We start from the raw sequence: 15,739 nt of genomic DNA on the forward strand, positions 1-15,739 counted from the left end.
TCCAATTTAAAGTTATAATATTACTTACATCAAATCATGGATGACTGGGAGGTATATGATGACATATCCGATAAGAGTAAGGCCCACTGCGCTGATACTTAATGAAGGAAAAGTGCTGCTGATTGAGTATTGCGAAAATGATCAATACCATTACAATTTGCCAGGTGGTGGGGTGGAGTCCGGAGAAACAATCATCGATACGTTAAGAAGAGAGTTACTTGAGGAAGCGGATGCTGCAATCCATGTTGTCCCCGTCGCTTTCCTATATGAATATTCACCACACAAGCAATCCGGTCAATATGAATCCAGTATTCCAGGGCTCAATATTATTTTTGACTGTAGTCTTCAAGAAGGATCTGTCCCTCAGCTGCCAGAGCATCCCGATCCCCACCAAGTCGGTGTCAAATGGGTGCCCTTAGAAGAATTGGAAGCCGTAGTTCTGTATCCCAATATAGCGAGCCATATTACCCAATATGCAAGGAATAAAAGACATATCGAATTGATAGAAGATCACCAATTGCAGTGTTATGCAAAATAGCTGAGCCATTTAACCCGTTTGCTGACTATACAAATTATAAGGAAAAAGGTGGTGCCGCAATGCATTCCATTTTTAAAGATGTTACACAAAACATTCAATTTACGGGTGACTTAAAGCAGGACATCCACTTATTTCTATCGGCTAACAACTGCAGCAAGACGGCAGAGCATTGCATGGATGTGGGTACAGAAGCAAGAAGGATAGCCTTATTATTTAATGCCAATCCCGAAGCGGCCGAAATATCCGGTTGGTTACACGATATTAGTGCTGTGTTTCCAAATAATCAGCGAATCGCTGTGTCAAGAGAGCTGCAGATTGAAGTTTTGCCTGAAGAAGAATTTTTTCCAATGATTATTCACCAGAAGCTCTCTAAAGCTATGGCAACAGATATTTTCAAAATCACAGATACAGAAATATTGGATGCGGTGGGTTGTCATACTACTTTGAGAGCTCGATCCACGATACTTGATCAAGTATTATTTGTAGCGGATAAGGTGGCTTGGGATCAACCGGGTGAACCGCCCTATAATCAAGAGCTTCAGAGGAGCTTGAAAATTTCATTAGCTCATGGGGCTTTTTCATATATCCAATTCTTATGGGAACGTAAGGAAACGCTTAAAGTTGTACATTCCTGGTTGAAAGAAGCATACGAGGAAATGAAGCATTTAGAGAATATTAACCATTCACAGAAGCGATTCGAATGAATAGCTATTATCTGTACCATTATTACGAGTCTAACGTATTTTATTGATTAATTACTACGTAACCGAGCCATGCAATAAGGAAATAAACTGGAAAAAGAAGAATTACGGATAACAACCTTGCCCTTTTATTAATCGAAAGTGCTGAGCCCATATACAACAATGGGAACACAAGTCCCCAAATTGAAAATCTTGGTGTTGCAGAAAGATAAAGTGATAGCGGCAATATTAAACAAGCGGAAATGAACAATAAGCTGGAACGGCTGAATATGACTCCAAGCAAAGATGTGATCACCGAGCAAATCATTAATGGCCAAAATAATAATTGTATCATGACTCACCTCCAGGCTGTGATTACTCTCAGAAATACACAAGGCTAGGCACCCTACCTTAACCATTATATACCATCCTATTGGAGGTATCGTAGAGATGTTAACATTTATTACTGAAGTACCGACAGATAAGCCTGTTAGCGGTGTTCATTGCATACCGGTCCTGGATAACGGAAATGTGGTCATGGTTTGGGATACGGCTGAACAGGTATTAACCAGAATTTGACTCATACCGCATTTATTATTTAGCTAAAGTGAAGAGGTTCATTGGTATGTCTCAAGTGTACGAAAAAACAGGATATGTCATAACGAATTTTGATACCGCAATTGAAATCATTCAGAAGATTGAAGGGCGCGAAGAACGGATTGCTGATATAAGAAGAGCAGGGATCCTAGCTGGACAAATCAGGGAATAGGGCAGCAGTAGATAGCATCCCCTTCCTGCGGCATGGTTAACGCCCATACAATCCTTTGATGTATAATGTTATTATCGAACATGGGCTGAATACCCAGATCGGAAAGACAATATTCCCATTTCTCCAAAAAGCAGTCACCCGAGAGATGAAGGACTTTGTATATGTAGAACCCTTTGTAAGGATTGGTGTTCGGTTTCGGCATTGGACAAAAGCGGGGAAGATGAGGCTGCCGGTATTGGAGAGAGTCATTTTTTAAGTGAAGAGGAGAGACGGAAGCCGGCGAGCTTTCCGTCTCTTTTTGTTGCAACAGCATGATAATTGCATTTCAGGAAAATGGCATGACCATTTTTACAAACTGAATTCAAGCTACTTTTGCAGTTCTGGAGCATGCCCAAAATCATCTTACATCACAATTCCTTGAACTCCCTACCTACCTATTCAAGTGTGAATTGTTTCTCATCCATGTTGGTGGACTATTTACCCGTATCTTTATATTTGAAGGTATACTTTAAAAATTGTATGCCCTTCAATGTTAAGAATCTTCTGCCTTTCTGAAAAATTCAATGTTTATAGCGGAGCATTCTTTCTATATTGTAAAGCTTATGATTCTTCAAATCTTAACTAGGATTTTATTAAAAGGAGGCGTTAGTATTGTTCAAGAAAAGACCTGTTAAATATGGCACTGCAGCGTTGACGTTAACATTAGCTCTATCCGTTGTATCAGGGTGTGTGCCGGGAAGTAATAAGGCCAGCCAAAAGGCAGAATCCAAAGAAAGTGAGGCATCGACTAAGCTGACTTCATTATCCTATTGGGCGGGATTTAACCCTGCTGCTGCGGCCACCATGAAAAGCTACAATGATATGGAAGCTTATAAGGAAATGGAGCGAATTACCGGGGTCAAGGTGGATTTCCAGCATCCTCCTCAGGGAGCGACAGCAGAAAAGGAGCAATTCAATCTTATGCTTACTTCCGGAAATCTCCCAGATGTGATCGAATACAATTGGAATGGCTACCCTGGCGGACCCGAGAAAGCGATCAAAGATAATCGGATCATCAAGCTGAATGACTATATTGACAAATACGCTCCCAATTACAAAAAAGTACTCGCAGCCAATCCAGAATGGAAAAAGCAGGTCACTACAGATGATGGCAGCATTATCGGGTTTCACTTTATTCGCGGCGACCGTTCTTTGCAGGTATTTAAAGGACCGATCATTCGGAAGGATTGGTTAGATAAATTGGGGCTGAAGCCGCCTACTACAATTGACGAGTGGTACAACGTACTGAAAGCATTTAAGGAGAAGGACCCGAATGGGAATGGCAAAGCGGATGAAATTCCACTCTTGCTAACGCTCTCTGAATTGAAGAATTCTCATGCGTTCATTGGAGCGTATGGCGTGCCTAATAGCTTTTATAAAGAAGGAAATACAGTTAAATTCGGGCCGATTGAGCCGGGATATAAAGAATTCCTAACAACGATGAGCAAATGGTACAAAGAAGGACTGATCGACAAGGATTTTGCGGCAACCGACAATAAGCTTCTTGACGCCAAAGTCACCGGTAACCAACTCGGAGCCTTGATTGGAAATGCAGGCGGAGGTCTTGGAAAATATATGAGCCTGATGTCCCCGAAGGATAAAAACTTTAAGCTGACTGGGGTGGCATACCCCGTGCTGAAGGCCGGCGACAAGCCGCAGTTCGGACATTTGGATCAACCAGTACCGGGGAAATCCGCGGCGATCACGACAAGCAATAAGAATATTGTAGAAACTGTAAAATGGCTCGATATGGGCTACGGCGAGCAAGGACATATGCTCTTTAATTTCGGTAAAGAAGGCGTAAGCTACAAACTTGAGAACGGCTACCCGAAATATACGGATATCATTACGAAAAATCCAGAAGGCTTGCCGATGAGCCAAGCCTTAGCCAAGCATAATCGCGCTTCCTGGGACGGAATCATGGTACAGGATAAACGGTATTCTGAGCAGTTTCAAGGTCAAATTCCTGAGCAATTGGAATCCATTAATATATGGTCGACGCCAACCAACGAAAAGGAAATGCCGCCGGTTACTCCAAATAAAGATGAAAGCACCAAATACGCTGCAGTTATGACCGACATTAATACGTACAGGGATGAGATGTACAATAAGTTTGTTATGGGTGCCGAACCTATCGAAAATTTCGATAAATATGTAAAAACGTTAAAAAGCATGGGGATTGACGACGCCATTAAAATTCAACAGGCCGCACTCGAAAGATATAACAAGAGATAACAGCAGCACATGGAGTGAGTAGGGGATCATCTGTATGTCCCCTGATAAACCCTGGCGGTATTGGGATTAGGAAGGGAGTGGACAAAATGGCGATGATGGAGAATGAGCTTACCGCCAATTCCGGGGGAAAGTCCCGAGAGCAGGAAAGCAAATTGGTGTTTATACTAAAGGACTTGAAGAAAAATAAGTATATTTATATTATGCTACTGCCGGTGTTAGCCTATTATGGGATTTTCCACTATGGACCTATGTACGGTTTGCAGATTGCTTTTAAAGATTTCAGCCCGGGACTCGGAATCTGGGGGAGTGAATGGATCGGATTTCAACATTTTACCGAGTTTTTCAATGGATTTTACTTCTGGAGATTGATAAAAAATACACTGCTTATCAATATATATGAGCTCCTGTTTGCTTTCCCAGCGGCGATTATTCTGGCTTTACTTTTAAATGAGATTCGCAGTAATATGTTCAAGAGGATTGTGCAGACGATTTCATATTTGCCGCATTTTATATCCATCGTTGTTGTTGTAGGGATGATGGTTGATTTTCTTTCCCGAGACGGTCTTATTAATCAATTGCTGGTCATATTCGGTTTTGAGTCCACCGCATTTCTGCGCGAGCCAGAATGGTTCCGATTCCTCTTCGTATCTTCAGGTGTCTGGCAAGGAATTGGATGGGGATCTATCATTTATTTGGCTGCTATGGCCAGTATAGATCCAACCTTGTACGAAGCCGCCAAGATGGATGGAGCGGGCAGGTGGAAGCAGACCTTACACATTACTCTTCCCGGCATTATGCCGACCATTATCATTTTGCTAATCCTGAACATGGGCTCTATGCTGAGCGTAGGTAGTGAAAAAGTACTATTAATGTACAATCCGTCAACGTATTCTACCGCTGATGTTATTTCTACCTATGTTTACCGAAAAGGGATTTTGGAAGCAAGTTACAGCTATACCGCTGCGGTAGGCTTGTTTAACTCAGTGATCTCTTTCATCCTAATCGTTAGTGCGAACAGCATCAGCAAGCGTTTCAGTGAAAATAAGCTATGGTAAGGGGGAGCCATCATGAGACTTAGCTCAAGTGAAAGGGTTTTCGGGGTTTTCAATTCCACTATGTTGTTATTTCTTTGTTTTATTACTATGTATCCATTTCTCTATGTCCTGTTCGCTTCGGTAAGTGATCCCGCGAGAGCTGCTATGCACAGGGGATTGCTGCTCTACCCACTCGGATTCACATTGGATGCGTATAAAGCGGTTTTAGATAATCCGATGATTAGCACAGGCTATCAAAATACTATATTTTATGTAGTCGCTGGAACGGCGGTCAACTTGTTTATGACTGCACTAGGCGCTTACGCGCTTTCTAGAAAGAACGTATATTTCAAGGATTTCTTCATGTTTGCTATCGTTTTTACGATGGTGTTTCATGGGGGGCTGATCCCAACATACCTTGTCGTAGGTAACTTGGGTTTGCTGAACACGCCGTGGGCGTTAATTATCCCGGGTGCTATCAGCACGTTTAACCTGATTATTATGCGTACTGCCTTTCAGCAGGTGCCGATCAGCCTTGAGGAATCAGCTCGAATGGACGGTGCGAATGATTTTACGATTTTATTTCGTGTCATCATTCCGCTGTCGATGCCTGTTATCGCCGTTATGGTTCTGTGGTATGCGGTAGGGCACTGGAATTCCTATTTCAGTGCGTTAATTTACTTGCGTGATAGGGAGCTCTATCCGCTCCAGCTGATTCTGCGGGAGATCCTGGTCAACAATAACACGGACAGCATGATGACCGGTGCTTCTACCTTAGACAAAATTGATGTAGGGGAAACGATTAAGTACGCTACAATCATCGTCTCCACCTTACCCATTCTAGTCCTCTACCCATTCCTGCAAAAGTATTTCGTTAAAGGAATTATGATTGGTGCCATTAAGGAATGAATTCACAAAACGTTAGGGAAATGTGAGGGCTTGCACGACGAGTGAATGTTCAAAAGGAGACTTTTTGAACTTCCTCAATAAGGTTGGAGCCCTATTTCGAGGAGGTTATCTTACTATGCTGCCTTATGTTAGAAATCTCCTTACCAATAAGAGGCTCAATAACCGCAGTGTGTTTATAAGCATGTTAATTTCCAATATCGTGATTTTGTTGCTGCCCTTGGTGATCGGATTCGTTCTGTACACCAAGGTGGAGAATATCATGATTGCCAACGCAAGCCGCTCCAATTTGGCCATGCTGGATCAACTTCGACTGACGATGGACAATCACTTTAAAGAGGTTCATCAATTAGCTCAGCAAATCGTATTTAACCCGAAGATCAATCTGCTGTTAAATAAGGACAGTTCAGGGGATCGGTACGATGAAATCGAATTTATACGGTATCTAAAGTCCTACCAAAAAATAGACAGCGGCTTTATTAAGGACTTTTATGTTTATTTTCAAGGTAGCGACACTATCCTCTCGCCTTCCATGAGAACGGATACGAAAACCTTTTATGAACGTTATTACAAATACGAGGATATGAGTTACGAGCAGTGGAAAAAGGAACTGCTGCAAACCTATCAGGACATGCATTACCTCCCAACCGCAATGCTGCAGCGAGATGGAGGCATGGGTATGATGAATAATCAAGACAGAACGTCGATCAACGTTATCACTTATGTTCAGTCGTTGCCCGTCCTCGAAATTTCGGACATTCGCGGCAGTTTAGTCATTCTTCTTGACGAACAGCAGATTAAAGACAGGTTGAAACAGATTGAGGTGGCGAATCAAAGCTTTCTTTATATTATTAATGATAAACAAAAAGTGATCTTGAGCACTTCTGACGAATATACGCTGTCTGATGATTTCTATGCCCAAATGACGAGCGGGATGGGTTTATTCAACTATTCCTTGAATGGGAAGGACATGACGATTTCCTATACAAGCACAGGTCAGGCAGGATGGAAATATATCTCTGTGATGCCAAAGGATCTCTATATGAAACCGGTTACTGCCATTAAAATGACTGCATTCTGGCTATTTATACTATGCCTTGTTGCAGGAGCCGGATTCGCTTATCTGGCTGCCTACCGAAATTATAGTCCAATCAAAAATATGGTTAATGCTATTATGCAAGGAAAACGGACTCTGAAGCGCCCTTCGGGGGACGAATATGAATTTATTAGGGAATCCATCGAAGGCTCACTTGTCGAGGAGAAACAACTGCGGGGCATGCTCTCCCAGCAGGCTCCTGTAATGAGGGCGAATTTCTTGTCCCGCTTGATTCGAGGACATGTCGATTTAAGCCAGAATAACTCGGAGGAATCGCTCGGATTCATGGACATACCACCGTTTGCCTACAGATCTTATGCTGTTCTGGTGATCCAGGTGGACGATGTGTCCGGCTTTACTCATGACCAATCGGAAAAACAATGGGCTCTGGTCCGGTTCATTATTTCTAATATCGGTATGGATCTAGTCAATGAAAGTCACGTCGGGTACATTGTCGATCTGGACCGCGATCGTCTAGCGATGCTGATTAACCTGGACAACGAGGGGGCCGGGAAAGCTGCCGATGAACTCAAATCGATAGCCAGTTTACTCAAGCATATGATCGAAACCCGATTCAAGCTGATCCTTACTGTGGCCATTAGCAAGGTTCATGAAAGTCTTGAGGAGATCGGTGAAGGTTATGAAGAAGCTCTTGCAGCACTAGATTACAAAATGCTCATGGGACAAAGCGTAATTATTTGCTTCGATGACATCAACGAGGCAGAGCTGCACTATCATTATCCGATCGAAACCGAGGCACAGCTGATGAACCTGGTGAAAAGCGGAGATTTTGAAAGCGTTGAGAAGCTGCTCGACACTATTTATGAGCTTAATTTCACTTCAAATCAATTAACGCCTGAACTCGGAACCTGTATTTTTTTCAATATGGTGAGCACATTGCTTAAAATTATGAATGCCACGAATACCGGCTACCTTGGGATGGAAGAGGCAGGCATATTTGATCCAATTAAGCAGCTTCAGGGTTGTCATACAGCACAAGAGATGCATGTAAAAACGAAACGGTTTTACGAGCAGCTTACTAGACTGTTGCAGTCTGAGCGAAGTGATCATAGTGATCAACTGCTTGCCGACATCAAGCGGTTTATCGACGGTCAATGCACGGATCCGAATCTCGGCCTCGCCATGATTTCCAATCATTGCGGGAAGACGCCGCAGTACCTATCTACCTTTTTCAAAAAAGCGAGTGGGCAAAATATAACGGACTATATTTCTAAAACACGTATCGATCAGGCAAAGATGCTTATGGAAAACAAGGCTTTGACTAATTTGCAAATTGCACAAATGGTTGGTTACACGAACGATTTGGCTTTTATACGCGTATTTAAAAAAATCGAAGGCATCACTCCAGGCAAGTACCGTGAAAGTCTATCCAATATTACTGTTTATGAAGCTGAAACAAAATAGAACATCGTAGAATCAAAATCAAGCTTTAGAGGAGTGAGCACAATTGAACAAAACTTTTAATAAGACGCTATCTATCTTATTGGTATTCACTTTTATTATGGGTCTAGGCTTTGTACCGCCACAGGATGCCCGAGCAGCATCAAGCAAAATTGACATTGCTCCGAGTAGGTCAAGTGTTGCAAGCTTTAAGGCAAGTTCAGCAAGTAGTGCTAGCACCAAAAAAGCGCCATATGCGGTTGATCATGCCGATCATAACCTCACCGCCAACGTCAATAATTTCTGGCAATGGGGCGGGACAGGTGGGCTCATTTTTCCTAAAACCGGCACTAGCCCCTTGTGGCTAGCGTTAGATTTGGGGTCGGCTCAAACTTTTGACGAAGTCAGCTTTGACATCCCGACAAACTTTGCCGGTGTGAACTTGCGCATGTCGGACTATGAAGTGTTATACACTTCAGATGCTAGTACTTGGACTAATCTGCCAGCGGCAAGAAACTCAGCTCCAAGTGAATATATCCGTAGCGCAAACAATTGGACTTTAGCGAAAAAGGTTACTGTTCCGTCGAGCGTTGATGCAAGTGACCCGAATTGGGGCTCGCTAATGCCCAGCAATACCGATTGGACTGCCACAACCAATGGAACATTCGCGACACCTGTAACGGCGCGCTATGTGATGATCCATTTTACTCTGATGCCAAGCACTAGTTATTCGCTTGGGATATCAAATCTTAAAATTTTAAATACCCTAACCAGCCCCACAATTTTGCCTGCGTCCAGCTCATATGTAAAGGGGAACGGAAACACGCCTTTGACAACGATTACACTTAACCGCGAGACACTTTCGAGCATAACGATGACAAACTCGGTTACAAACGCCGTGTATCTTAAACCGCAAGATTATAACCTTGGTGTTATTTCTGGAGACACACAAACGGTCGCGTTTACAAATGCTTTTCTTGATTCCCTTCCGAATGGTGGCACATCGCTGACATTTTATTTTTCCGGCGGCTTTACGCAACAATATAATTTAAATGTCAGGGTGCCTACGTATGCCGATACCTACTTAAATAACCCCGGCAGCGGCTATGCGATAATCACGCCCAACTATTCGGGAATGAGCCTTACAATCGGCCACCCGGCTGTTGTAGATGCAAATGCAGCAATCAGTAAGTTCCCTGTTTTCAATATTTCGAGAGCGCTTTCTGGTACTTCGGTTACCGGAACACTCATTGCGCCTGACGGTACGACGGCATATAGCTTCCCGGCAACTAGTGTTGATGCTGGCGGTAACGCTGTAGTATCTATCCCCGATTCTACAACGCTGACTAAAGGAACCTATAAGGCGGCTTTCACGCTCACAAACAATGGAAATACGTTTTATGATAATTACTACTTTACCGTGATTGATAATTTCACAAATTACAGATCAACTCCCAATGCGAATAATTCAAATAATGCAAACGTCGCAAATGTGAATCCGGATTCATGGGTGAATATCGCATATCCCGCTATACAGATGGACGCATCTGGTAAAATAACCTATGCACCGGATTACAAAGGCAATCAAATCATGGATTATTCGTCTGTCGGATATAAAGGCGGCGGTGTAGCTATTCCCAATGCACCTGTTCGCGCAAGGATATCGCCTCTTGCCGACAATACCCAAGATGCGTGGCAGACCATTCAGGATGCTATCGACTACGTTTCAAGTTATCCCATTCAGGCAGACGGTATCCGCGGCGCTGTTTATTTGGAGCCGGGAGTGTTCCGAATAAGCAAGCCGCTTAATGTGACTACATCGGGAGTCGTTATACGGGGAGCAGGCGCGGGAACTGTCACTCCAGTTGTTGGAGATGGTTCGGTTGCCAATCCATACGACGAACAAATAGCAAGTGAAAACGCTGAGTCGGGAGTTACAAAGCTTATTTCAACATGGAAGATAACAACTTCTTCTTATACTCCACCGTCAGACCATGCTTCGACGGCAGGTAGTCCTTACACAAAGGGTTCAAACAGTACATTAATAAACTTTAACGGACAAGGCGCAACCACATCCGCCTCCTCATTTACTACCATTACGGATCAATATGTGGGTGCCGGGCAATCTTCCGTGCATGTTGCAAGTGTATCCGATCTTTCAGTAGGCGATATCGTAACCGTACAAAAAGCGGTCAATGCGAACTGGGTGAAGGCAATGTATATGGATAAAGTTGACGGTGCGAGCAACTGGTTGCCTAATGGCAATCTGGAAAAGGGGTTTGCCGGCATACCTTTCACCGCTGAACGTACCATCAAGAAAATCGATACGGCCACAAAAATGATAACGTTTGCTGAGCCGCTCTCTGATAATCTCGATATGCGTTGGGGCGTTTCTAGAGTACTAAAAACAACAGATGGCGGACGTATAAGTAATGTAGGCGTTGAAAATATTCAAGGAATTTCGCATTTTTACAATACAACCAAGCCTCTTCTGTCAAATAGATACGGCAAGAGTTTCCGGTCATATAATGACGAAAATCACGCGGAAGTGTTTGTTGCGATGGTTAACGTTCGTGATGGATGGATGCGCAACTTTACTACATACCACATAGACAGCGCATTTGTTACAGAGGGCAATTCTCGAAATATAACCGTACAGGACGGTAATGTTTTAGATCCTGTCAGCCTCATGGATGCGGGAGAGCGCCGTTATTCCATTTATTATAAAGATTCAGAACATATGTTTACACAACGCGTATACTCAAGATTTATGCGTCATGCATTTATCGTTGATTCGTATACTTCCGGTCCCAATGTGTTCTACAACAGCTCAAGCGAGTACACGTCCAATGCAACTGAGCCGCATTTCCGCTGGTCGTCCGGTGGACTGTATGATAATGTTATCGCACGCATATACCTGCAAAACAGATGGAACATGGGGACGTCCCACGGTTGGGCAGGGGTAAATTATCTGCTTTATAACTTCACCGGTCCGTTTATAGCAACGCAACCTCAGATTTCACCAAACTACGTAATCGGGCATTCATTTGACAGCACCACCAATCGTTTGGGATCTGCTACCAACCCGGATACTGGGCGTCAGAAGCCGGACAGAGATTTATCTGATAATATGACCAGCGCCGGACTTAATGGCGGCAAGGTACCCAACTTTGAGGCATACGAATACAGCGTATTACAGAAGGTGACGCCAGCGGCTAACAATATGCCGGACAGCCTTTATGTCCAGCAGCTTATAAACAGCCATGGTTCGCAAGCGTCTGCGATGATCGCGGTCGATACCGTTCCGCCGATGGTTGACCTATCTGGCAGAAACGCAGACTTGAGTTCTTTGACATTGTCGAGCGGTACCCTAAGTCCTGCATTTGAGTCTGGCACAACAGCTTACACTTCGAGTGTGGCTAGAGGCGTATCGAGCCTTACCGTAACGGCAGGTGTATATGATAGTAATGCTGCGATGACTGTGAATGGAATTCCGGTTATAAACGGTCAAGTAAGCGGAGCTATTAGTCTGAATACGGGAAACAATACCATCACCATCGTGGTGACAGCAGGAAATGGTACGACGAAGACCTACAGTGTAATAGTTTACCGAGCAACCAGCAGTGGTAGTTCAAGTTCTGGTGGTGGCAGTTCAACGCCAAGCGACACCAAAGTGACAGCAACGGATGGTAAACTAACACTTGCCGCAGGCAAGTCAGGCGAAGTTAGTTTAAGCGATGCAATCGTTGTCTCAATTCCGTCCAATGCTACAGACAAAGAACTGAAATTAACGATTGAGAAAGTAGTGGATACTCAAAACCTTCTTACGAATAAAGAGGGTCTGGCTAGTTCGGTATTTGAGATTCTGAAAAACTTCCCAGAGAATTTCAATAATCCGATCACACTGACCTTCGTTTTCGATCCAGTCAGCTTGAACCATAACCAAACGGCGGGTGTCTTCTACTATGATGAAGTGAAGAAAGTATGGGTAGAAGTCCCAGGAAGCAAAATTAACGGGAATCAGATTTCCGTAGAGGTAAATCACTTTACGAAATATGCGGTATTCGCCGTAGACCTTGTGGCGGAGAAGCCAATTCCAGACGTTAACTTAAGCGATATCACTCTACACTGGGCAGAGGCTAACATCAAGCAAGCGATAAGCAATGGAATCGTCACTGGTTATCCAGACGGCACATTTAAGCCGAACAATACGGTGACACGGGCGGAATTTGCTGTAATGCTGATGAATACACTGAAGCCGCAAGGAGAAGGAGCGGCGCTGACCTTCACAGACACAGTGGAGATTGGAACATGGGCGCAGAAAGCAGTCGCTCAAGCGTTCAAATCAGGTATTGTTCAAGGATATGAGGATGGAAGCTACCGTCCAAATGCAGAAATTACACGCGCAGAGATGGCCGTGATGCTCGCCAACGCTTTGGGTCTGGCTATCGAAGCTGATTCTGCAACCGGCTTCGCGGACGACAAGAATGTTCCTGCGTGGTCGAAAAGTGCAGTAGCGGCGATGAAGAAACAAAGACTTGTTGAAGGTAAAGGTGACAACGAATTCGCTCCTATGACCCCAACAACGAGAGCCGAGGCTGTAACGGTACTGCTGAACATGCTGACCCAAAAGGGCAAGTAACATATAAATCAATTGGATAGCGAATTGAGGGTTTTTCTGCAAGTAGGCGAACAGTCTGCTTGCAGATAACCCTTTTTACATTTTGATCATGTAGAGCGTTCTCATAATTTCTAAAGTTGTAAGATAAAATATACAGAAGCTGGATGATCCCAGGACGCGAAGAACGGATTGCTGTCATAAGAAGAGCAGGAATCCTAGCTGGACAAATCAGGGAATAAGGCAGCAGTAGATAGCATCCCCTTCCTGCGGCATGGTTAACGCCCAAACAATCCTTTGATGTATAATGGTACTTATGGAAAAGATCCAAATCGAAACTCTAGGAGGATATCAGATGAAATATCGTAAACTGGGCAATAGTGGATTAAAGGTCTCATTACTGGGATTGGGTACCAATGCATTAGGAGGGAGGGCCGACCAGGAGGAGTCGATCCGGATTATTGGGCAGGCGATAGACAAAGGCATCAATTTCATCGATACCGCTAATATATATACCAAATCCGAGTCGGAGCGTATTATCGGGCTGACTTTGGAAGGCAAGAGACATGAGGTTGTATTAGCGACGAAGGCTGGACTAGTCCGCGGCAGTGGCCCTAACGAACGGGGATCTTCGCGATTTCATCTTCAGCAGGAGCTCGAAGGTAGTCTGCGTCGGCTAAAAACGGATTATGTGGACTTATACCAAATACATACATTTGATCCAGAGACTCCGCTCGAAGAAACACTTAGAACGCTGGAAGACATGGTTAGCTCAGGCAAGGTGCGCTATATTGGTGCGTCCAACTACGCTGCATGGGAGCTGATGAAAGCACTTGGGATCAGCGAGCGTCGGGGCTGGAACCGTTTTGTTTCTCATCAAATTTGTTATTCGCTGGCTGATCGGACCCCTGAACAGGAGCTTGTTCCCATTTCTCTGGATCAAGGAGTGGGCATCATTCCGTATTTCCCGCTGGCAGGTGGCATTCTGACAGGGAAATATACATCCGTAGGTGCAGCACCTGAAGGATCGCGGGCCGATAAAGATCCTAACTTTGGCAAGTTTTTGACGGATGAAAGATTGCAGATGAGTCAAAGTGTCAGTGAATTGGCTGCCAAGTGGGATTGTACTCCCGGCAATCTGTCACTATCCTGGCTGATGCACAATCCTGTCGTATCGACCGTTATTGTTGGAGCTTCAGGTGCTGCGCAGCTTGAGGAAAATTACAAAAGCTTATCGATTGAGCTGAATGCCGATCAACTGCAGGAGCTTGACCGGGTCAGTGAATATTCGCGTTATGGCAAGCCGTTCGCACATTTTCGACTGCCGCAAGCCTAAAGGGTAGGAATGGCAATAGTATCGCTTGTTATTCACTGGACTTCTAATTTAGTTATTGTTTATGCTTTTTCAACAACGGCGCAAGCTGAACAGCAACAATGGCCGTTCCGGCGATACACAACGAGCCTGCTTGTAAATAGGTGATACTGCGTCCGAGAAACAAGATATCCATCAGGGCAACTTCCAGCAGCATTAAATTATTGATAAGGCTGCTTTCATAGGCGCGCAGCTGCTTTTGCGACCAAGCCCAAAGTGTAAAGGCCAACGCTCCGTTGATGGGTCCAAGCCATAACAGAATGAGGATCAGCTTTAAAGAGTAAGGCGGAATACCCTCTAGTATAAATCCAGTTAACAGCATACCTGCAGCCCCGATCAGCATTGGTGTAAGAACGAGTGCCGAAGGGGCTGTTTGTTTTCGGGTAAGCAAATAACGGGAATAGGTCAAGTGCACAGCATTGCCAACACAGGATAGCAGGATCAAGCTGATGCCGATCAAACTGCTTTGGGCAAAATGCCACGGATAATAGTAAATGACGATGCCAGCCATAGCTGCGAGAACAGCCAGGAAGGTGGCGCGGCCCTTTAACTCACGCAGCCAAAGCGCGTCAATAACGAGCAGGAACAGCATATTTCCCACCGATAGGAACATGTTGGACTGCATAGGGGTCAAATAAAATTGGCCTGCATACTGAAGTCCTTGAGCCAGAATAAACCCGGTAATTCCAAGAAATAAATAGTTTTTCCAGGTCAGCTTCCATTTCCCCTGTGAAACTTCTGTATGAACGCTGTGATCCTCATGTACTCCATTTCCCTGAGCGTGCTTTCGATCACGAAGCCGCAGCACCACCCATAAGGTCAACGCCGCTGCGCTGTAGCGCATGCCTGCAAGGGTAAAGGGGCCTACGCCCTCAGCAAACGCATATTGATTCAAAATGTAAGAGGAGGACCACAGTAGCGTTACGAAGACGGCCGCTGCAATAGAAAGCGCACGAATCATCGAAAGCCCCCCGTTCGGACGCTGCCACACCCCTATGTTGCTATTGTTTTTAACTTTCCTTTCTGCATCCATAATAAGCTACTTCCCTTC

At 44.4% G+C, this 15,739-nt stretch carries 11 protein-coding genes; 10 read left to right on the forward strand and 1 reads right to left on the reverse strand.

The features are described from left to right. The first annotated feature begins 58 nt into the window (after window positions 1-58). From BK127_RS27485 to BK127_RS27525, 10 genes are all read left to right on the forward strand, one after another. Entirely contained in the window at window positions 59-538 is a 480-nt protein-coding gene (locus tag BK127_RS27485) for an NUDIX domain-containing protein (protein WP_076235077.1), read from the forward strand. A 59-nt stretch (window positions 539-597) separates the two neighbouring features. Beyond that, complete coding sequence (locus BK127_RS27490; RefSeq protein ID WP_076235079.1) at window positions 598-1,242, forward strand: HD domain-containing protein; 645 nt, start codon at window positions 598-600, stop codon at window positions 1,240-1,242. Window positions 1,243-1,668: 426 nt separating this feature from the next. Next, the gene (locus tag BK127_RS44975) at window positions 1,669-1,797 is read left to right on the forward strand and encodes a hypothetical protein (RefSeq protein ID WP_256711477.1); all 129 of its coding nucleotides are present in this window, start codon (window positions 1,669-1,671) and stop codon (window positions 1,795-1,797) included. Window positions 1,798-1,843: 46 nt separating this feature from the next. Then, on the forward strand, window positions 1,844-1,987 hold the full coding sequence (locus BK127_RS43920; RefSeq protein ID WP_179097627.1) for a hypothetical protein: 144 nt from the start codon (window positions 1,844-1,846) through the stop codon (window positions 1,985-1,987). A gap of 651 nt (window positions 1,988-2,638) precedes the next feature. Beyond that, window positions 2,639-4,261 (forward strand): type 2 periplasmic-binding domain-containing protein, encoded by a 1,623-nt coding sequence (locus BK127_RS27500; protein WP_076235083.1) that lies wholly within the window; start codon window positions 2,639-2,641, stop codon window positions 4,259-4,261. 86 nt (window positions 4,262-4,347) lie between these two features. Further along, window positions 4,348-5,316, forward strand: a complete 969-nt coding sequence (locus tag BK127_RS27505) for an ABC transporter permease (protein ID WP_076235085.1) — start codon at window positions 4,348-4,350, stop codon at window positions 5,314-5,316. Between the two features lie 12 nt (window positions 5,317-5,328). After that, complete coding sequence (locus tag BK127_RS27510; protein WP_076235088.1) at window positions 5,329-6,204, forward strand: carbohydrate ABC transporter permease; 876 nt, start codon at window positions 5,329-5,331, stop codon at window positions 6,202-6,204. Between the two features lie 115 nt (window positions 6,205-6,319). Next, window positions 6,320-8,722, forward strand: coding sequence for a helix-turn-helix domain-containing protein (locus BK127_RS27515; protein ID WP_076235090.1), 2,403 nt, complete (start codon window positions 6,320-6,322; stop codon window positions 8,720-8,722). 79 nt (window positions 8,723-8,801) lie between these two features. Further along, the gene (locus BK127_RS27520; protein ID WP_179097628.1) at window positions 8,802-13,340 is read left to right on the forward strand and encodes an S-layer homology domain-containing protein; all 4,539 of its coding nucleotides are present in this window, start codon (window positions 8,802-8,804) and stop codon (window positions 13,338-13,340) included. A 331-nt stretch (window positions 13,341-13,671) separates the two neighbouring features. Next, window positions 13,672-14,652, forward strand: coding sequence for an aldo/keto reductase (locus BK127_RS27525; protein ID WP_076235094.1), 981 nt, complete (start codon window positions 13,672-13,674; stop codon window positions 14,650-14,652). Window positions 14,653-14,704: 52 nt separating this feature from the next. On the opposite strand, the gene BK127_RS27530 is transcribed toward BK127_RS27525, so the two are convergent. Then, window positions 14,705-15,679, reverse strand: coding sequence for a DMT family transporter (locus tag BK127_RS27530; protein ID WP_256711478.1), 975 nt, complete (start codon window positions 15,677-15,679; stop codon window positions 14,705-14,707). Window positions 15,680-15,739: the final 60 nt, after the last annotated feature.

The sequence above is a fragment of the Paenibacillus sp. FSL H7-0331 genome (genome assembly GCF_001956045.1).